At 37.7% G+C, this 21,685-nt stretch carries 12 protein-coding genes, 2 pseudogenes and 1 other annotated feature; of the genes and pseudogenes, 5 read left to right on the top strand and 9 right to left on the bottom strand.

Annotation, left to right across the window (positions count from 1 at the left end; translation table 11 throughout):
* Window positions 1-280: 280 nt before the first annotated feature.
* On the bottom strand, window positions 281-2,128 hold the full coding sequence (gene asnB, locus ABH968_RS14780) for an asparagine synthase (glutamine-hydrolyzing) (RefSeq protein WP_370045058.1): 1,848 nt from the start codon (window positions 2,126-2,128) through the stop codon (window positions 281-283).
* A 528-nt stretch (window positions 2,129-2,656) separates the two neighbouring features.
* Between asnB and ABH968_RS14775 the strand changes: the two genes are divergently transcribed.
* The gene (locus tag ABH968_RS14775) at window positions 2,657-3,907 is read left to right on the top strand and encodes a BaiN/RdsA family NAD(P)/FAD-dependent oxidoreductase (RefSeq protein WP_370045056.1); all 1,251 of its coding nucleotides are present in this window, start codon (window positions 2,657-2,659) and stop codon (window positions 3,905-3,907) included.
* 171 nt (window positions 3,908-4,078) lie between these two features.
* On the opposite strand, the gene ABH968_RS14770 is transcribed toward ABH968_RS14775, so the two are convergent.
* The 7 genes from ABH968_RS14770 to ABH968_RS14740 form a co-directional block, all read right to left on the bottom strand.
* Window positions 4,079-4,771 (bottom strand): AIM24 family protein, encoded by a 693-nt coding sequence (locus ABH968_RS14770; RefSeq protein WP_053485054.1) that lies wholly within the window; start codon window positions 4,769-4,771, stop codon window positions 4,079-4,081.
* 393 nt (window positions 4,772-5,164) lie between these two features.
* Entirely contained in the window at window positions 5,165-6,436 is a 1,272-nt protein-coding gene (locus ABH968_RS14765; RefSeq protein WP_370045054.1) for an L-lactate MFS transporter, read from the bottom strand.
* 1,570 nt (window positions 6,437-8,006) lie between these two features.
* The gene (leuS, locus tag ABH968_RS14760) at window positions 8,007-10,421 is read right to left on the bottom strand and encodes a leucine--tRNA ligase (protein WP_370045052.1); all 2,415 of its coding nucleotides are present in this window, start codon (window positions 10,419-10,421) and stop codon (window positions 8,007-8,009) included.
* Between the two features lie 90 nt (window positions 10,422-10,511).
* Window positions 10,512-10,724 (bottom strand) — a binding site (T-box leader).
* Between the two features lie 101 nt (window positions 10,725-10,825).
* Window positions 10,826-12,577 (bottom strand): dihydroxyacetone kinase subunit DhaK, encoded by a 1,752-nt coding sequence (dhaK, locus tag ABH968_RS14755; RefSeq protein WP_370045050.1) that lies wholly within the window; start codon window positions 12,575-12,577, stop codon window positions 10,826-10,828.
* Between the two features lie 610 nt (window positions 12,578-13,187).
* Window positions 13,188-14,912 carry a SulP family inorganic anion transporter gene (locus ABH968_RS14750; RefSeq protein WP_370045048.1) on the bottom strand — a complete coding sequence of 575 codons (1,725 nt, stop codon included), beginning with the start codon at window positions 14,910-14,912 and terminating at the stop codon, window positions 13,188-13,190.
* A gap of 65 nt (window positions 14,913-14,977) precedes the next feature.
* A complete protein-coding gene (locus ABH968_RS14745) occupies window positions 14,978-15,325 on the bottom strand; it encodes an ArsR/SmtB family transcription factor (RefSeq protein ID WP_370045046.1) in 348 nt (115 codons plus the stop codon).
* A gap of 169 nt (window positions 15,326-15,494) precedes the next feature.
* The gene (locus tag ABH968_RS14740; protein WP_370045045.1) at window positions 15,495-16,673 is read right to left on the bottom strand and encodes an MDR family MFS transporter; all 1,179 of its coding nucleotides are present in this window, start codon (window positions 16,671-16,673) and stop codon (window positions 15,495-15,497) included.
* A 902-nt stretch (window positions 16,674-17,575) separates the two neighbouring features.
* Here ABH968_RS14740 and ABH968_RS14735 point away from each other — a divergent pair.
* From ABH968_RS14735 to mnmM, 4 genes and pseudogenes are all read left to right on the top strand, one after another.
* Window positions 17,576-17,650, top strand: a pseudogene (locus ABH968_RS14735) (IS607 family transposase); the annotation flags it as partial.
* Window positions 17,649-18,005 (top strand): annotated as a pseudogene (locus tag ABH968_RS14730) (RNA-guided endonuclease InsQ/TnpB family protein); the annotation flags it as partial. The pseudogenes ABH968_RS14735 and ABH968_RS14730, both read left to right, overlap by 2 nt.
* 164 nt (window positions 18,006-18,169) lie before the next feature.
* Window positions 18,170-19,132 (top strand): tRNA modification radical SAM protein MnmL/YtqA, encoded by a 963-nt coding sequence (mnmL, locus tag ABH968_RS14725; RefSeq protein ID WP_370045163.1) that lies wholly within the window; start codon window positions 18,170-18,172, stop codon window positions 19,130-19,132.
* Window positions 19,129-19,707, top strand: coding sequence for a tRNA 5-(aminomethyl)-2-thiouridylate-methyltransferase MnmM (mnmM, locus tag ABH968_RS14720; RefSeq protein ID WP_370045043.1), 579 nt, complete (start codon window positions 19,129-19,131; stop codon window positions 19,705-19,707). Before mnmL ends, mnmM begins: the two co-directional genes overlap by 4 nt.
* 431 nt (window positions 19,708-20,138) lie before the next feature.
* On the opposite strand, the gene ABH968_RS14715 is transcribed toward mnmM, so the two are convergent.
* Window positions 20,139-21,647 (bottom strand): alanine/glycine:cation symporter family protein, encoded by a 1,509-nt coding sequence (locus ABH968_RS14715; RefSeq protein ID WP_370045041.1) that lies wholly within the window; start codon window positions 21,645-21,647, stop codon window positions 20,139-20,141.
* Window positions 21,648-21,685 lie beyond the last annotated feature (38 nt).

The following is a 21,685-nucleotide window of genomic DNA, read 5'->3' as shown; positions in this document are numbered from 1 at the left end:
ATGCAGTCATATAAAAATAGCTTTCTTTACTGTTCAAACCTTAATACTACCGTCAATAAAAAATTCAGCAAAACAACTAGAAAGCACATAATCGCAAAGTATTAAATAAGTAAACCAACTGTAATCTTAACATATTTATAGGTATACAGACGCAGAAATACATTAAAAAGTTCTAGAAGCTCCATAAAAAATAGAGACTGGTCCTCCCTACTAAAAGTAGAAGGCTCAAAATAATCGGTGGAGATTACGAAAACCCCCACCGATTAAAGCTACTTCTCTATTACATATCTACGAAAAATTGTTTATACCATACTAAGAACACATAAGCTGTCCAAATATAACGTCCACGATTTGCTTTTCCTTCATAGTGCTCATCTAGATAGCCTACTAATTGTTTTGTATCAAAGAATTCATTGGCAAAGTCAGTTGTAAACATTTCTTTTACCATCTTATAATACTTTTCTTCACGTAGCCAGTGACGAATTGGCACTGGGAAGCCAAGCTTTGGACGTTTTGCCCATTCTTCAGGTAATTCCTGATGCGCAGCTTGACGAAGAACATATTTCGTATCAATGTCATTTACACGATATTTTGATGGAATGTTTTTCGCTAATTCCATCACTTCTTTATCTAAAAATGGTACACGTAATTCTATAGAATGAGCCATACTCATTTTATCTGCTTTTAATAAAATATCGCCTGGCATCCAAAGATTTAAGTCAAGATACTGCATTTTAGTAACATCATCATCACCTGGAACTTCATCGTAAATACGTTTTGTAATCGATTTTACAGATGGACCATTTTTATAGTCTGGCTTCAATACATTTAATGCATCTTCTTCGTCCCATACAACCGCTTCCCCAATGAAGCGTTCTTCTACTGTTTGACCACCTTTAACAAGGAAGTTCGAATATTGATTTTTAGGTAACGCCTCTGCTATACCACGTAACGCTTTACGAATACCAAATGGGATTTTCTCATATTTTTGCATTTTACCAGAGTTTTGGTACCATGAGTAGCCACCAAAAATTTCATCCGCACCTTCACCTGAAAGTACTACTGTTACATCCTTCGACGCTAACTCCGAAAGGAAATAAAGCGGTACAGAAGATGGGTTCGATTGTGGCTCGTCCATATGCCACTGAATTTTTGGTAATGCTTCAAAACACTCATCTGCCGAAATATATTTACGCTCATTTTGAATATTTAATGTGTCAGATAAATCTTTTGCTAAATTTGTTTCATTAAACATATCCTCGTAGTCAGAGAAACCGACTGAGAAGGATTTATCAGGGCGTAATAATGAAGTAATATAACTTGAATCAATACCACCTGATAAGAAAGAACCAACCTTTACATCACTTATTTGATGCGCGTCTACTGATTCACTTACAGTCGTACGAATGTCTTCTACATATTTTTCAATTGGAGCTTCTTTTGCATGGAATTTTTTATCCCAATACTGCACAATTTGCTTTTGTCCATTTTGAATAAGCATATAGTGTGCTGGTTGTAATTTGTACACACCCTTAAAGAACGTTTCGTCCATTGAAGAATATTGGAACGTCAAATAAGGACGTAGCGCATTTTTATTTAATTCTTTAATAAATGCTGGGTGTAGTAAAAATGATTTTATTTCTGAACCGAAAATAAAAGTACCATCTGTTGTGTTTTCTGTATAATACAGCGGCTTAATACCAAAGCCATCACGAGCGATGAATTGTAAATCATTCTTTTTATCCCAAATACAGAATGCGAACATTCCGCGAAGCTTTTTGACAAATTCTACTCCGTATTCAACATAACCATAAATAATAACTTCACTATCAGAGTGTGTTTTAAAGTTGTGACCTTTTTCAATCAAATCAGCACGTAGCTCTTGGAAGTTAAATATCTCTCCATTAAATACGAGAACGATGTTACCATCCGCACTGTACAATGGCTGATTTGCCACGTCTGATAAGTCGATAATACTTAATCGACGGAATCCTAACGTTACTTTATCATCACTGTGAATCCCACCGCTGTCTGGTCCACGGTGAATAATTGTATTCATCATATTTTCGATCGTTTGATGATGATCGATCACATTTGTTCCATTAATATAGCCTATAAATCCGCACATTCTATTTTTCACCTCATAATTTAGTGCATAACCTTTACCATAATAGCATGAAAAGACATTCATTTCATGCAGACAATACAGATAAAGCAAAACTTTCATCAGTGAGGTTATTCTACACCGATTATTCGTTCAACCCTGAGCACTTTATCTCACTTAAAAACACTTTAATTTTCCATCTAAACTTACAGTGTAAGCTCTTCACCATAACGTGGGGTTGATTTCCGTTCCGACTGGGCGCTTTCCTGGGGGCGTCCGATGAGCCGCTTCACTCGCGTTGCTCGCTCCAGGGTCTCATCTGTGACGCTGATCCCCAAGGAGTCGCCCAGTCTCCACTACAATCAACTTATATATATAGCAAAAGTTTTAATTTATGTCATTCCCAACTTTTGGTGACGAGCTACTTAAAGTAGAAGATAAGAAATTATAAAATACTTTTGTTTTATTTTCAATGTGAAAGAAGCCCCTCTATATAGACTTCATGTATAATAGGAAAGATTCCTAATTTGAAGAGAAAGTGAGTTTATATATATGTACGATGTTATCGTTATCGGTGGTGGCCCATCTGGTTTAATGGCCGCTGTCGCTGCTGGAGAGCGTAAAAAGAAAGTATTATTACTAGAAAAAGGGACAAAGCTCGGCAAAAAATTGGCCATTTCAGGCGGTGGTCGCTGTAATGTCACAAATCGTTTGTCCGTTGAAGAAATAGTCAAGCACATACCTGGAAATGGTCGTTTTCTTTACAGCCCATTCACGGTTTACAATAACGAAGATATTATCGCATTTTTCGAAGGACTTGGTGTGGCATTAAAAGAGGAGGATCATGGGCGTATGTTCCCTGTATCTAATCGCGCGCAAGATGTTGTAGATGCACTTATTCGTCAGCTTCAGAGGCTACATGTTGAAGTACGCTTAAACACACCCGTTAATAAGCTTCTAATGGATGAGGACAAAATTCTCGGTGTACGCCTTACAGATGGCACAGAAATTCGTAGTGAGACAGTCGTCGTTGCCGTTGGTGGGAAAGCTGTTCCACAAACAGGCTCAACAGGAGATGGTTATCCATGGGCAGAGCGTGCTGGCCATACAATTACAACTCTTTTCCCTACTGAGGTTCCTGTTCTATCAAAAGAGGATTTTATTCAAGCTCGTGAGCTACAGGGGCTTGCGTTACGAGATGTTGCGGTCTCTGTATTAAACAAAAAGGGCAAGGTGCTCGTAACACATCAAATGGACATGCTCTTTACGCATTTCGGATTAAGCGGTCCTGCTGTTTTACGCTGTAGTCAATTTGTCGTAAAAGAATTAATGAAAACAGGTTACGAGCCTGTGACAATGCGTATTCAAACTCTTGTTGATTATAATGAAGAAACGTGCCTACAATATTTAAACAGACTCATTAAAGAAGATCCAAAAAAAGCGGTGAAAAATGTTTGGAAAGGAATTACACCTGAACGCTGGCTTCTATTTTTATGTGAACGTGCAGACATTGATGTACAATTGACAGGTGCTGAATTATCACAGGAAAAAATCCGCAATTTAGCTAAACTACTCGTTAATTTCACAATGACAGTTAGTGGTACGCAATCCCTTGAAAAAGCATTCGTCACTGGAGGTGGCGTCTCTGTAAAAGAGATTGAACCAAAGACAATGGCTTCGAAGAAAAAGGCTGGTTTATTTTTCTGCGGAGAAATCCTTGATATTCATGGCTACACGGGTGGCTATAATATAACGTCTGCGCTCGTTACTGGACGTATTGCAGGGATGAACGCAGGACTGTAATATACTCGGGTATCTCGGACCTCTATCAGCGATTTTTCGGGAGTTATCGGCGATTTCTAGTCTTTTATCAGCGATATTCAACGACTTATCAGCGATTCTAAATCTTTTATCAGCGATTAGAGTACTTCTTATCATATAAAAAGCGTGTCCTGAAAATGCGGACACGCTTTTTTAACTATCTTTAGACATATATACTTCCTCAAATGGTTGAATGATGACAAATCCTTCACCTGAAAACGCCATTTGAATGGATTCACCACTACCACGACCGATAAATGTTCGGAAGCTAATATCTGTTTTAAACTCTGGTGCCAGATTACCTGACCATGCTACTGTGGCATGCGGGTCAGTATAGACCGTTTCACCAGGCTTCACTAACAATGTTAACGGTTCGAAATGAGTTGTGATAGCTACCTTCCCTCTTCCTTGTAAGGTTACATTAAACAACCCACCTGACATGACACCTGCCATTTTACGCATTAAATGAATATCCCAATCAATACTTGGCTCAAAGGCAAGTAAATCATTGCCGTTTACACAAATACTTTCATCCTTTAAATCGAAGACCGTTATTTTTTTCCCTTGATCGGCTAAATAAAGTCGCCCCTTACCTTTCGCTTTCATAAGTTGTGTACCTTCGCCGGTTAATGCTTTTTTAAACATTTTACCGAGGCCATGCTCCAGCACACGCTCACGCTCAAATTTTATATCTCCTATATAAGAAATCATCGCGCCCATTTTCGACCAAACCTCGCCATTTAGGTTGACCTCTAATACACGCTCAGTTTCTAACTCGAAATATTCATTTTCGTTGTCGTCTTGCTGTGTTTTATTGATAAATTCATTTAAAGAAAATTTCCCCATATCACATTGCCTCCTTATTTATTTTATATACGTTTTAACATATGAAAAGATTCAATCGAATTAAAGAAGTGATAAAAACGAACAATTGAATTATTAGGTGACTCTTCTATTCATTAAAAAACTAGCTTTTAGAGAGAGTGACAAAAAACCAGTTTTAGGTCGCTCTCTTGAAAATGAACCTCTCATTTGCTTTCCGTTACAAAATTTCTCTTTTGGTAGCGAAATCACTTTATTTACCATAATGATATTGACATCAGACATCGACTGTTATACATTAAACAGAGATTAATAAAGTGTTATATAACAATAGCTACAAAAAAAGACCATACAAGCGTCATGTGCGAAATGACACTCATATGGCCAATACCTTCAAGTGCGAATTGAAAGTATAATTTATTGTGTAGCGGAGACGTCTCCAACCTTTTGAGAAGCTTCTTTTAATGCTGTTCGTTTACGTACATCTGCACGTAAAGTTAATGAAATAATTAATGAAACTGCAATTAAACCTGTAAACACATAGAATACTGGAATATAACTTCCATAAGAGTTTTTAATTGTGCTCACTAAAAGCGGGCCGAAAATACCACCTAATGACCAAGTCGTTAATAAATAACCATGAATAACCCCAAGTTGTTTCGTACCGAATAAATCACTTGCAAATGCAGGTAGATTCGAGAAACCTCCACCATAGCAACTAACAACTAAGAAAATAAGTGCTTGGAAAATAATAACGTTTGTTGTATGTGGTAAGACGATAAATGTAACTAGCTGTGCGATAAAGAAAATTACAAAGACGTTCGAACGACCAATATAGTCAGACACAGCAGCCCATATTAAACGACCACCACCATTAAATAATCCCATTATTCCTACCATTGCTGCGGCTCCCGCAACTGATAATCCTACAATTTCTTGAGCCATTGGAGATGCAACAGAAATCATCATAATACCTGCTGTTACGTTTACTAAATGCATCGACCAAAGCATCCAGAAATGCTTAGTTTTCACAGCTTCACGTGCTGACATGACAGCTAAATCTTTTTTCACTACTTCTTTACCATTATTTGCAGCAGCCTTCATATTCGCTGGCATATAACCAGGTGCAGGCGGTGCTATATATGAAGCCCCTAAAATCATTAACGTGAAATAACTTGCCCCTAAAATAAAGTACGTTGTAGAAATACCCACAGCCTCCATTAAGTTAGCTGCGACTGGCGCTGTAATAAGTGCCCCTGAACCAAATCCAAGTACAGCCATACCTGTTGCTAAACCGCGGCGATCCGGGAACCATTTTACTAATGTCGATACAGGCGCAATATAACCAATACCCATACCCAATCCACTTAGTAAACCATATGTTAACCAGTACAATGTTACGGAATCCATTGAAATCGCTACACCCGCACCAGCTTGTCCTGCCCCAAATAGAACAGCTGCTATCATTGCAGATTTACGTGGCCCCATTTTTTCTACTAAGTTACCAAATAACGCTGCTGAAAAACCAGCAAGCCCCATCATTATTGTGAAAGCAACCGTTACGTTTGTTTCACTCCATCCCATTTCTGTGACAATCGGTAGCTTGTATACACTGTATGCATATGCTCCACCGATCGAAAGGTGAATAGCGATTGCGGATAATGCAATTAACCATCTATTTTTATTCATAATTTCTCTTTTCTCCCCTCTTTTGCTACCTGTGAAAGTTTTATGAACGTCCATGTAAAACAATTTAACACTTAGAATTATTCAAATGCAAGATGTTTTTTAAAAAAATATTATTTCTCCAAAAAGTATTTTATTTTTCACCCTAGTATTCTTATAGCGAAAACCCTACAGCCTCTAAGTAAATAGATGTTTATTAAACAAAAACCACAACATTTTTTAGCTAAAATTATTTTTCCACTCTATTATTCAACTTCGCATAAATTATCTTGATATAATTAATTTTGTGCATATCTTCACATACATTCAATGTATATTCCAGTTTTTCTAACTTTCAAAATTTCTTTGGATTTCTCTAAAAGAACTGAAACAAACATTCATTATGTAGAATTTTTTAGAATAGAAGAGAATTTCAAGACTTAAATTAATGAATTTCTTTCATGTAAAAAGGAACTAAAAAACAATATCACAAGACACACCTTACTTTTAATGGGTATCCAATTAAATAAACCCAATACATATTGTGCATATTTCAAAACGAATAATCATTACCTACTCATTTTTATTATTCAAATATATATTTTTTTATTTAAAATGAATCCTGCACATTTTTTTAGACTATGGCTAGTAATGCTTTTTAAACTTAAAAGCAACTAAACCAATAAGTTATAACAAAAACATTTACTATAGCACACAAGTAAAAAAGTACTTTTAGCCACTATTGTTGATAGAACAAAATACCATTATAGGTTTATTCATGTAAATACCAACACAGTCTTTATATAATTTTAATTTTATTATTTGTTGTTTTAACATCTCAATCATCACTTTGGTCCCTATTATAAAGACATGTATTTAATTAAAGACCGCCAATGTTAGACGATTGTCATTGTTACAATTTCTCTTCTTAATTACATATTTCAAAACAAAGTTCTCAATTAATCTAGTCATATATTAAAAAGAAATGCTCTGGAATAATTCGAGCATCTCTTTCCTTTTTTATAAAAAATAAATAAAATATACAATAATTATTGGCACTAGTGCAATAAATGAACCAATTGATATATAATGTCTATTTTCTTCATGCCCATAATAATAGTCAATCACAATAGAACTCATCATGAAGACAGCTAAAAACACACATATTGCAGCTGTACGATCTGGCGCTGCTAACAGATTTTTTTGCGCGAAAGCGTAGTGCTAACGTAGCGACAGCGACACGATGTTAGTCACGAAAGCGTTATCGCAGGACGTGATGCTTTTAGCCTTCGTCCCCCTACTCGCTTGCGCTCCAGAGTCTCGGGCCAACACGATGTTGGCCACGAAGGCGTTATCACAGGATGTGATGGTTTTAGCCTTCGTTCCTCTATTGCTGATCCTCAAGGAGCGCCCATTCTCCACTCCGCGACTAATAAACATCGATAAAATTGAAAAAAGACAGAACCAAAATTGATTCTGTCTTTCATCATATTGTGAAATGATCCAACCACCTAGAGTGCTTCCGTTAAGACTCCAGTTCTGTAACAAGTAATCTTAACTTTTATAGAAGCATGTAAATGTTTGTTTCCTTCATTTATTTAACGACGATATTAACAAGCTTACCTGGAATGACAATAATTTTTACTAAGTTTTTGCCTGCCATATACTCTTGTACTTTGTCATCTGCAAGTGCTACTTTTTCGATTTCTTCTTTTGAAGCATCTTTCGCTACGATGATTTTTGCACGTACTTTGCCGGCAACCTGAACTGCGATTTCCACTTCATCATCAACAAGTTTAGACTCATCATATGTTGGCCATTGCGCATATGAAAGTGTTTCGCCATGACCTAATATCTGCCATAACTCTTCAGCAACGTGTGGAACCATTGGAGCTAGTATCTTTACAAAACCTTCAGCGTAAGCCGTTGGAATAACATCCACTTTGTAGCAATCATTGATGAATACCATCATTTGTGAAATAGCTGTATTGAAGCGAATACCTTCATAATCCTCTGTCACTTTTTTCACAGTTTGATGATATGATTTTTCAAGTGTTTTGTCATCAGAAGCTTGAATTTTCGTAGAGATTGTTCCATCTTCATTGACAAATAGACGCCAAATACGATCTAAGAAGCGACGTGCCCCATCCAAGCCATTTGTTGACCATGCAACAGATGCTTCAAGTGGACCCATAAACATCTCATATAGACGTAAAGTATCAGCACCGTGTGAAGAAATAATTTCATCAGGGTTAACGACATTGCCTTTTGATTTAGACATTTTTTCATTACCTTCACCAAGAATCATCCCTTGGTTAAATAATTTGTGGAATGGCTCTTTCGTGTGAACAACACCTAAATCGTATAATACTTTGTGCCAGAAGCGAGCGTATAGTAAGTGTAATACTGCATGCTCTGCCCCACCGATATAAATATCAACTGGTAACCAGCGTTTCAGTAACTCAGGATCTGCAATTGCTTCTTTATTTGTTGAGTCAATATAACGTATGAAGTACCAGCTAGAACCTGCCCACTGTGGCATTGTGTTCGTTTCGCGTCGACCTTTTTTGCCTGTTTCAGGATCAACAACATTTACCCACTCAGAGATATTCGCTAATGGCGATTCACCAGTGCCTGAAGGACGAATATTATCTGTTTTTGGAAGCATTAATGGTAATTCTGATTCCGGTACTGGCGTCGTTGTACCATCTTCCCAATGAATCATTGGGATTGGCTCACCCCAGTAACGTTGACGAGAGAATAACCAATCGCGAAGACGGTAAGAGATTTTCTTCTCCCCTACGCCTTTTTCCTCAAGCCATTCAATAGCCTTAGCAATACCGTCCTCTTTGTTTAAGTCATCAAGGAAGTCAGAGTTAATGTGCTTACCATCTCCTGTGAATGCTTCTTTACTAATGTCTCCACCTTCAAGGACAGGAATAATTTCTAAACCAAATTCTGTTGCGAATTCATAGTCGCGCTCATCATGTGCTGGAACCGCCATGATAGCACCTGTACCATATGATATTAATACATAGTCCGCAACCCAAATCGGCATTTTTTTACCGTTAATCGGATTCACTGCATAGGCACCTGTGAATACGCCTGTTTTTTCTTTTGCTAAATCTGTGCGCTCTAAATCAGATTTCAATTTTACTTTATCTAAATAAGCTTCAACAGCTTGTCGTTGATCAGCAGTTGTAATTTGCTCCACTAATTTATGCTCAGGTGCAATAACACAGTATGTAGCACCAAATAACGTATCAGGACGAGTTGTAAACACTGTGAAGTTTTCATCTGTGCCATCTATACTAAATGTTACTTCTGCACCTTCCGAACGACCAATCCAGTTACGTTGCATATCTTTAATAGACTCTGGCCAATCAACTTCCTCTAAGTCATCGATTAAACGGTCAGCATAGGCAGTAATTTTAAGCATCCATTGCTTCATTGGACGACGTTCTACAGGGTGACCACCACGCTCTGACTTTCCATCAATAACTTCTTCGTTTGCCAGTACTGTTCCAAGTGCTGGACACCAGTTTACAGCTACTTCATCTACATAGGCTAAGCCTTTTTTATAAAGTTGGATAAAGATCCATTGTGTCCATTTATAATATTCTGGATCTGTTGTGTTAATTTCACGATCCCAATCATAGCTAAAGCCTAGCTCTTGAATTTGACGCTTGAATGTCGCAATATTTTTCGCTGTAAATTCTGCTGGGTCATTTCCTGTATCAAGTGCATATTGTTCAGCTGGTAGACCGAATGCATCCCAACCCATAGGATGTAGGACGTTATAGCCTTGCATGCGCTTGAAGCGTGAAAGGATGTCTGTTGCTGTGTAGCCCTCTGGATGTCCTACATGAAGGCCTGCACCAGATGGGTATGGGAACATATCTAACGCATAAAATTTTGGTTTTTCTGTTTCATTTTCAGTTTTGAAAGTTTTATTATCAGCCCAATATTGTTGCCACTTTTTTTCGATTTGTTGATGATTAAAACTCATTATTTTTCCTCCTTTAAATGTGTCATGCTTTTCACCTTAAGAATTGACAAAATATTTAAAAAACAAAAAAACTCGTCCCTTTCTTTGTCAGAAAGGGACGAGAGAATTCGTATCTCCCGCGGTACCACCCACATTAGTGATCACACTCGGCTCTAGCTTCCTTAACGCGGAAGGAACGGCACGCGCTATTTTCACGCGGGCAGACTCAGAAGGCGAGTTCAATTTGCTTTCCTACTAGCTCCCACCAACCGCTAGCTCTCTAAAAAGAACCACAAATTTACTATTCCTCATCATTGTCTTTACATGTATTGCATTTATTCTAATGGAAAGTACTGAAAAGCACAAGACTTTGTTTACATACTACCCATTTTTGAACAATTCAATCCCTATTTGTTAGACTGCATCTATTTTAAACTACGAGAAAGCTCCGTAAAAATAACCCCTAGCGCATAAGCACCAGCGTCCGGATAACCTAGGCTTCTTTCACCAACTGTACCAGCACGGCCCATTCGAGCAACGATTTCTTTTGTATATTCTGCTCCTTTAACAGAAGCCTCGGCTCCTTTTTCAAAAGCTGTTTTAAAATCCACACCAGCTGCAGCGCTTTCTGACCAAGCATTTACACAAGGTACAAGCGCATCTACAAGTGTTTTATCGCCTACCTCTGCCCCTCTTCCGAAAGAGCGTTCTCCGATAGATTGTATACCTTTAAGCGTAGCTTGTAACATTTCAGCGAACTCTCCGATTGTTAATTTCATTTTTCCTTCTACAGCTCTACCTGCAGCTCGGAAAGCCCCGCCCCAAATTGGACCAGAAGCTCCTCCGCAATGTTCCATAATTATCATAGAACACGCATCAAGGAAAGTCCCAATATTTAAATGTTCCTGACCTAGAATCGAGCTCCATTCTCGTTTTAATTGCTTGAAACCTTTAGCAACGCTCATTCCGAAATCACCATCACCTGCATGGGTATCCAATTCGCAGAAAGGCACTTCGTTCTTAATAATAATTCCGCTCATTTTATCTACAAGATAAATCATATTATTTAATGTGATTACCTCATTCTTGATGATAGCGTGTTCTTCCGCTGTTTCCGTCTCAAAGAAAACTTGCTTCTCTTCTACGTGGTCATTAATATCTACGTATTCTACACTCTCGACTGGTCCATCTACTTTAAATGCAGGTGTATTACATTCTTTCGATAGTAATGTTTTCAGCTCATCATCTAGTTTCATTACTGTTAGAGAAATCCCAGCCATATCAATACTTGTCATGTAATTGCCGACAAACGTTCTATTGATTCGTATATTTCTTTTACTCAACTCTCTAGTCACTGCATTGTTAAACAGATAAAGTTCTTGAAGCGGTGAACCGCCGAAACCATTTACTAAAACAGCAATTTCAGCATCTTCATCTAGTCCTAAATCTTTCATAAGGTCATTTGTCATACGGAAGGCTAATTCATCTGCAGTCATCATTTTTTCCCGTTTTCTTCCTGGCTCTCCATGAATACCGACGCCATATTCCATCTCATCTTCACCCAATTTGAAAGTTGGTGATCCACTAGCCGGAACCGTACAGGAAGTTAGTGCTAGACCAATTGTTCGAACATTTGTCGCTGCTTTTTCCGCTACAGCTTTGACCTGCAGCAAATCCATACCTTCTTCTGCTGCCGCACCAACGATTTTATGCACTAACACAACTCCCGCAACGCCGCGGCGTCCTACTGTATAAAGACTATCCTCCACTGCAATATCATCATCAACGCGGACATACTCTACTTGAATGCCATCCTCAGTAGCTAGGTGAGCACCATTTTTAAAGTTCATAATATCCCCACTGTAATTTTTAATAATGAGCAGTGTACCTTTTTTACTGGCTGTTGCTTTAATTGCTTGATATACCTGTATTTGTGAAGGAGAAGCAAAGACGTCACCGCACACCGCTGCATCCAGCATTCCTTTTCCTACTAACCCTGCATGTGCCGGTTCATGTCCACTACCGCCACCACTAATTAAAGTTACCTTATTTTCATTCATTTCTTTTTTCTTAATTACTTTATATTTTTTTAACAACTCAAGTTCCGGATGAGCCATAACCATCCCATTGCACATTTCCATAACGAGTGTTTCAGGTTGATTCATAATTTTTTTCATTTTTATTCCTCCCCCGTAAGTTCTGTTACATTATTCGCAGCCTATTCGTATTCACACTTTCATAACTATATTAATTCATAAGGAACATTTCTGCCATGATCATACCCCTCTGAAATATGCTATTTCAACGGATGTTTGGACACCCGCTGAAAGAAGTTAAAAGCGTATTCTTATTAACTATAGTAAAATGAAAGCGTTTTATGACAGAATGACGATTTGTCTAAAGACACTCATGTCACAATAACGAATAAAATTGTGGGGATGGTTATAATGATCTCTCAGACAGTGCATCTCCTACCTAACTTCTTTGCTTTCGCTAAAATTTTGAGGCGGGAGATTTGTACCTGACGCTTCGCTTTCGGTACAGATAACTTACTGCCCGTTAACGCGGGATCAAGTGAAACTTTAAGCAGTGGGGATTTTCTCCATCCCCCACTGCTTTATTAGTCTTCACCAATCGGGCGTTTACGGGCAGTTTATCTTCCAGATAACTTATTGCCCGTTAACGCGGGATAAAGTGAAACTTTAAGCAGTGGGGATTTTCTCCATCCCCACTGCTTATTAGTCTTCACCAATCGGGCGTTTACGGGCAGTTTATCTTCCAGATAACTTACTGCCCGTTAACGCGGGATAATTCCTGACATTCACGAAAAGCAAAATGCTGACATCCAATGCATTTATTTGTATCTAAATAGCTTAAAGCTTTATTAATCGCCTCTCCTGTATGCTGATAGAAATTCTCTTCACCAATTTCAGCATATAAGCCATTGTTTTGTAGTGCTAATTTCAATTCATCTTGCACACCTGTAACTAAAATGGTGCCACCCTGTGCTTCAAAATTCCGAATGATATTACCGAAATATGCCTCACCAGTTGAATCCATAAAAGGAACTTTACTCATGCGTAATATCAAAACTTTTTGTTGTTGATGAATAGAACTTACAATTGCCTGCTCAAAAGTTTGGGCTGCACCAAAGAAAAGTGGGCCCTCAATTGTATAAATACTAATTTGTGGACAGTCACGCTTCTGATGAACAACATGTGATTGCATCTTTCCGCTCTTTAACGAATGGTCTGGTAATACTTTTGTTACTACAAGCTTTTCGCTCATACGCTTCGCAAATAATACAACTGCTAATACAAGCCCTACCTCTACAGCTAATGTTAAACTTGTAAAAACAGTAAGAAGAAACGTAATGATTAAAACGAGGGAATCTCCTGATTTTAATTTAACGATGTGCGCAAAATGCTTTTGCTCACTCATATTCCAAGCTACAACCATTAAAACTGGAGCCATACTTGCTAATGGAATATGTGAAGCAAAGGGCGCCAATAATAATAAAGTGACTAATACAAATACACCGTGAATAATACCTGATATTGGTGATACTGCACCTGTTTTAATATTTGTCGCAGTACGAGCAATAGCCCCTGTTGCAGGGATCCCTCCAAAGAAAGGAGTGACGATATTAGCGATTCCTTGACCAACAAGTTCTCGATTACTATTATGTTTTGTATTTGTCATTCCATCTGCTACAACTGCAGATAGAAGTGATTCAATTCCACCAAGCATGGCAATCACAAACGCTGGTCCAATAAGTAGCTGAATTCGCTCTAAAGTGATATCTGGAATTGCAAATTTAGGTAATGTATTTGGAATTTGACCATAGGCCGTTGCGATTGTAGCAACTTGTCCAGAAAAAAAGAACGTTGCAACTAATGTAGAAACAACAATGCCTGCTAACGCCCCTGGAACTTTGGGTAAAACTTTCGGTGTTATTAAAATAATGATGAGACTAATGATTGCCGTTAAAATACTATAAAAGTTTGTCGTACCAATATGCAGAACAATTTCTTTTACATTGTCAATAAAATACTCATGTCTTTTTATATTAGTCAAACCTAAAAAATTGGCAATTTGGCCTGTAAAGATAATAACTGCAATTCCTGCTGTAAAACCTATTGTCACAGGACGTGGGATAAATTTTATTAATGAGCCAAGCTTAAACAAGCCCATTAAACACAAAATAATCCCGGCCATTAATCCAGCGATAAGTAAGTTTTCATAGCCATATGAAATGACTACCCCTAACAGAATTGGCACAAACGCACCTGTAGGTCCTCCGATTTGAAACTTCGAACCACCAAAAAGAGAAATAAGTATTCCAGCAATAAAAGCTGTATATATTCCATACTCAGGCTTAACACCTGACGCAATAGCAAAGGACATTGCCAGTGGTATTGCTACAATCCCGACAATAATCCCTGAGATTAAATCTTTCTTCAAATGATGAACAGAATATCCTTCATATCGCCCTGTAAACAGTGACTTCATCTATAAATCTTCCCTTCATAATAATAAGCAAGGTAAATGTTTCATAAGAACTCCGTTTACAAATTTTACATATCCTCTTCATTATTTTCGTTAATAGTCATTTCTTCTAATCTTGAAATTGTATTTATTAAGTGATTGTTGAAAATATCTTTTGCAACACCAAGTAATTCTCCAATCATCGGATCGCTTAAAGAATAGTAAACTTTTTTTCCCTCTTTCGTCCCATGCACAATATTTTTGCCTCGTAATACACTTAATTGCTGAGAAACAGCTGAGCCCTCTTTTTCTAAGCAGCTTTGAATTTCATTGACATTTTTTTTACCATCTACTAGTAATTCTAGAATTCTAATTCGTAATGGATGTGCTAAAGCTTTAAAAAAATCTGCCTTAAATTGCTGCAAGCCCTCTTCCACATAAATCCCTCCAAGTATCATATTCATATATTCAAACATTTGAATATGTATGATAGATTGTACGCTAATATATGTTAACTTTCAATATCAAACAAAAAAAAACGAGCAAAAAACGTGTTTCCCACACAGTTTTTGCTCGTTTTGAAAATATTTTTGTTAAATTCAACTATTAATCTGTCACTGTTTTATTCTTTCGTAAAGGATAATCATAGATAAGGCATGGAATAATCGCAAACAATACTATAATTACTAGGATTAATACGAGTACAATCATGCCAAACTGATCGACCATAATACCACCAAATAGAGGTCCAATCATACGACCAGTTGTTGCTGCACTATTAATAATTCCTTGATAAAAGCCCTGACGTCCTTTTGGTGCAAGCTGATTGGCGATGGTAGGTAAAGCAGGCGTATAAAACATTTCACCAAAAGTTAGCACAACCATCGCTGCTCCAAACATTTTAAAATCACTTGCAAATGCAATGATTCCAAAGGATATTGCGATAAGGATAACGCCAAATACTAATTGACGCTTCAATTTATTTTCCCAACGTTTTACTAGCGGCGCAATTAGCGGTTGCCCTAAAACAATAAGTAGACCATTAATAGTCCAAAGTAAGCTGTACTGTTTCAATCCTAATCCTAGATCTTGCGTATAGGAAGAAATAGTCGCACTCCATTGTGAATAAGCTAGCCAACATAGTACAGAGGAAGAACTTATAATTAATAATGCATAAAACGGCGCTTTATTTATAATTCGCTTACTTTCACCCACGACATTCTTCGGTGCAATGCTCCCCGCTTCTAATCGTTTAAAAGTAAAAAACGCTATAAAAAAGAACAAAATATACATAGCTAAGTTGACTTTAAAGACGTAGTCAAATTTATAATCAGCAACAACGCCGGCAAGTGCAGGACCAATTGCTACTCCTAAATTTTGAGCTAAATAAATTGCGTTAAAGGCCTTTCGTCCACCCTCAGGCCACGCAGTTCCAGCTAAAGCAAACATTCCTGGGAAAACAATACCTCCACTAAAGCCAAGAATCGTTAAAATCCACACATAATGTGGCCAGCCGTGCCAAATCGTTAAAGCAATTAATGAGGCAATCGTCAAAAGAATGCCCAACATTGTTGATTTATAGCCACCTATTCTATCAAATAAATAACCACCTAAGAGATTCCCTAATACGCCCGCAGCAGAATTCAACATCAACACAAAGCCCGCCATCGCAAGTGACTTCCCTAAATAATCGTGCATATAAATGGCGTTTAAAGGCCATAAAAACGAGTTGCCCGTCGTATTCACAAGCATTCCGATAATTAAAAACCAAACACTTTTTGGCATAGAATGTCCTCCATTATTTCGCTACTCTAAATAGTTAGTTTATGTTGAAAAATACAAAAGTACAAGAAAAATAAATTTACTCTTTTTACATAGGCTTTAGAATATTTTTTGTGTAGTTTTTTTCGGCCTTCCTCATGATTTACTCCGGTCGATGTACTTTTCGCTTGGCTTCCCTCATCATTCGCTCAGGTCATTCACATAATATTAAATTCTTCCCTCATGACGGAAGCACTAGCACGTGATAATATATAGTGTTAGAGGAGTGAAATAAATGACAGAAACAAACTTTCCTTTTCCTTCAGATGGGTAACTATACTGTTACAACAAATTTAGACAAACCTATACAAACCTGTATAGAAGCATAGATTTATAACAGAATACCCTTCGTATCAAGCGATTGGTGCGAACTCCACGTTAATTGCTTTTAACTCCTAAAGCCTTGTGACCAACGCGGAGCTGGAAACGGCAGACGTAACGGTGCGAAAGCAGAAAAAACAATAAGGATGGCATAAGCTGAAAAAAATTACTCAGTGTCCGTAAAGGATCATCGTGACAACGGAAAACGGTGGCGCTAAGTGCTTTGGCAATGGATGTTTAGCAGCGAAACTCCTAAATCTCTAATGAGACAAGGAAGACGTTCAACGACTATCTCCTTGAGGGAGAGTAAAACCGCAAGCGAATGGCGGAAGAAAAATGTGGCTCTTATTAGAAGATAAGATGAAGATATAGTCTGCGCTTATGTGAAAGCATAAGAGGTCTACTCGTGAGAGAAAGACTGCATGAAGGGTTGCGCCTTCGTGTGAACAAGAAAAATATATACAAATATAAAAATGTTAACAACCTCTCTAAATAGGGTAATGTGATTTTATCATAGTGAAAGAGAGGTGGTACGCATGGAATGAATGTCCGTTGGGAAATTTGCTAAACATGTTGGTGTAAATGTTGTAACGCTAAGAAGAATGGAAGCAAAAGGCGATTCGAACAAATCATTTACATCAGTGTTCTAATGAGATTGTGAAAACCAAGCCATCTCGTATTGTAATGGAACAAATTTAAATGTAAAAGGTATGATGAAAAATAAACATCTGGCGAAGGCGGTAGCCGGGCAAAAGCTATATGAATTCAAACGGCAAATTCAATACAAATATCAAAAATACGGAATTGAATTCGTTGAAGCCGACAGATGGTTTCCATCATCAAAATTTGTTCTTGTTGTGGACAAATCAAATCCGATACGAAACTGAAAGAGACAGATTATATATCTGCTCTTGCGGATTAAAGTTGGATAGAGCTTTGAACGCAAGCATTAACTTAGCAAATTACTCAATCTAAGGAATTTAACTGACACTAAACCTTAGATGTGTACGCAACGATACTGCGGAATTTAAGCCTTTGGAGAGTCATACTAAATGGCAGTAGCTTCGGCGAAACCAGGCTCGTAGAATAAGGAAGACACAAAACGAAAATCGAAAGATATAAGTTGTGTCACAGTGGAGATGTCTGCATTTTTCAAGAAATGTATATGTTTTTCGTATCGGAAAAGATATTATACATGGAATCGATATTTACGTGAGCAATTCGGTCATAAAGTTTTTAAGGTAGCACTAGACGCGGGCTTTGACTGCCCAAATCGTGATGGTACCGTTGCCTTTGGAGGTTGTACGTTTTGTAGTGCAGCAGGTTCAGGTGATTTTGCGGGCAACAAAGTTGATCCTATCGAGGTGCAATTTGCTGAAATACGTGACAAAATGCATCAAAAATGGAAGGACGGCAAATATATGGCCTACTTCCAGGCGTATACAAATACACATGCACCACTACCAGTATTAAAAGAAAAATTTGAAGCAGCCTTAGCCCAAGAGGGTGTTGTTGGATTATCCATCGCAACTCGCCCAGACTGTCTACCAGATGATGTAGTCGAATATTTAGCTGAATTAAACGAGCGCACCTATTTATGGATTGAGCTTGGGCTTCAAACTGTGCATGAAAAAACTGCAAATCTTATTAACCGTGCCCACGATTATGCAACCTATGTGGAAGGTGTTGAAAAACTACGAAAACATGGTATTCGAGTTTGTTCGCACATTATTAATGGTCTTCCTCTTGAAGATTATGACATGATGATGGAAACTGCTCGTGAAGTTGCAAAGCTTGATGTACAAGGTATTAAAATTCATTTACTGCACCTTTTAAAGGGTACACCAATGGTTAAGCAATATGAAAAAGGCATGTTAGAATTTTTAGATCAGGACGTTTATACAAAACTTGTAGCAGATCAACTTGAAATTCTACCACCAGATATGGTTATTCACCGTATCACAGGCGATGGACCCATTGATTTAATGATTGGCCCAATGTGGAGCGTTAATAAATGGGAAGTATTAAATGGAATTGATGCTGAGCTTGAACGCCGTGGAAGCTGGCAAGGGAAATTTTATAATGCTGAGGTTACGAAATGAAGCTACAACGCGTTTTACAATATGCACAACAGCTAATAGAGGATACAGTTGAAGTGGGCGACACTGTAGTGGATGCCACAGCAGGAAACGGCCACGACACATTGTTTTTAGCACAACTTGTCGGCGATGAAGGTCAAGTATACGCCTTTGATGTTCAAAAGAGCGCTGTTGATGCAACTCTCCATCGCCTTTTAGATAATGGCTTAGAGCATCGTGCACTTGTTTTACATAGAGGGCATGAAGAAGTAGCCAACTATGTCCACAAGCCAGTAACTGCTGCAATTTTTAATCTTGGTTATTTGCCTGGTAGTAATCACGACATCATTACACAGCCAAATACTACGTTACAAGCGATTGAAGATTTGCTAAAGCTGCTCAAAATCGGTGGTCTTATTGTCCTTGTCATTTATCACGGTCATCAGGGAGGTAAGGAAGAACGAGATGCTGTGATAGAATATGTCAGTCAACTTCCCCAAAAATATGTACATGTATTAAAATACGAGTTTCTTAATCAACAAAATGATCCACCATTTGTGATTGCTTTGGAAAAAATGAAAAATTATTCGTTAAGTTAGTTAGATAATATAGTAATTTATTTGAGGCATGATTCCGATAGAGCATTGGAGTCATGCCTTTTTATTTAGAAAAGAAAATATCCCCCGATGGCGCGGGGGATAGGGAGGAGTACTTAATCTTTACTTTCATGTCAAATTACCTTAATTAACTTAGCTTAGTTAGATTTTAAAAGTGTTTGTTGTTTCATTGCATCCACATATCGTTGATTGACCTTATCCCTAGGGCTCCAACTGATCATAATCATATGATAGTTTCGGTAAATGGAACACGGTCATTTTTTCACCCCCTCCCAAAAAGTTTCTCGAAGGAAAGATAATTTCCTTAAGACAAAATATACCTTCTTTTTCTATTGCCGTCAATAGAAATTTTTTATAAAACAAAAAAGCTATCTAATAGAATAAAAATCTATTAGTAGCTTTCTAGTTATAGTCTATTTATTTTTACGTTTTTCATTATAATCTACCCAGAAATCTGCACCTTTAATGCCTAGTTTACGAGGATCAAAAACAGGATCTTTTCCTTCTTTTTTCTGTTTCTCATAATCCTTTAATGCGACTATAGCAGGCTTCATAATAATTAAAATCGCTATAACGTTAATCCAAACCATTAAGCCCAATCCAACATCCCCCATAGCCCAAGCAAGATCGGATGTGCGGATAGTACCGTAAAACGAAGCAATTAAAATTGCAAATTTCGCCAGCCAAATGACGACTTTTTCTGTAGCTCCTGAGAATAAATAAGCCACGTTTGTTTCGGCAATGTAGTAGTATGCCATAATTGTCGTAAAAGCGAAGAAGAATAAGGCAATTGCTACGAATGGTCCGCCATAACCTGGTAGTGAAGAATCGACTGCATATTGTGTGAAGGCTGCACCTTCTTTAATACTTTTTGCAAATGTTATTTGTTCTTCTCCAGTCAATCCGCCTTTATTGAAATCACCAACATAAACATATGAATCAGCGCCATCTGCTGCTTTTTCATCGTGCACATTATACATACCAGTAAACAAAATCATAAATGCTGTAGCTGAACAGATTAATAATGTATCAATGTACACAGAAGCCGCTTGTACAATACCTTGTTTAGCAGGGTGAGATACTTCTGCTGCCGCTGCCGGATGCGCACCTGTCCCTTGACCTGCCTCATTTGAATAAATACCGCGTTTAACCCCCCATGCAATAGCGGAGCCAATAATACCACCAAAGATTTCATGTGCACCAAATGCGCTAGAAAAAATTAATGAAAATACAGCTGGTACTTCTTTAATATTCATTGCAATAATGATGATGGCCATCAGAATATATGCTAATGCCATAAACGGTACAATGATCTGTGCAGCATTGGCAATCCATTTAACCCCACCGATAATAATTGTACCTAATAATACGACAATAATAAGTCCTGTAATCCACGTCTTAACATCGAAAGCGTTTTCAACCGCTGTCGCAATTGCATTCGATTGAACACCCGGCATCAAAACTAACATGGCAACTAATGCGGCAACAGCAAAAATAACTGCAAACCACTTTTGCCCCATTCCTTTTTCTATGTAAAAAGCTGGCCCACCACGGTATTCTGTATCTTTCTCTTCTTTATATATTTGAGCCAATGTCGACTCAACGTAAGCAGTTGCCGCACCGATAAATGCGATTGCCCACATCCAAAAAACAGCACCAGGTCCCCCCATCCCGATTGCTGTAGCTGTACCGGCAATATTACCTGTACCTACTCGACCAGATAATGCGATAGACATCGCTTGGAAAGATGAAATCCCCTTTTCTGATTTTTCGCCTTTAAACATTAAAACAAACATATCTTTAATATGTCTTACTTGTAGGAACCGTGTAATAATCGAAAAAAAGAGCCCAATTAACAAAATGCCATAAATAAACCATGGTCCCCATAAAATCTCATTAATTTTCCCGACGATTGTTTCCATTTTACCCCTCCAATTAGAAAAATATTACTTTGAGTCAT

The organism is Lysinibacillus sp. RC79 (genome assembly GCF_041262405.1).
GTDB lineage: Bacteria > Bacillota > Bacilli > Bacillales_A > Planococcaceae > Lysinibacillus.
The sequence above is the reverse complement of the archived record's forward strand: the minus strand, read 5'-3'. Positions and strand labels throughout refer to the sequence as shown.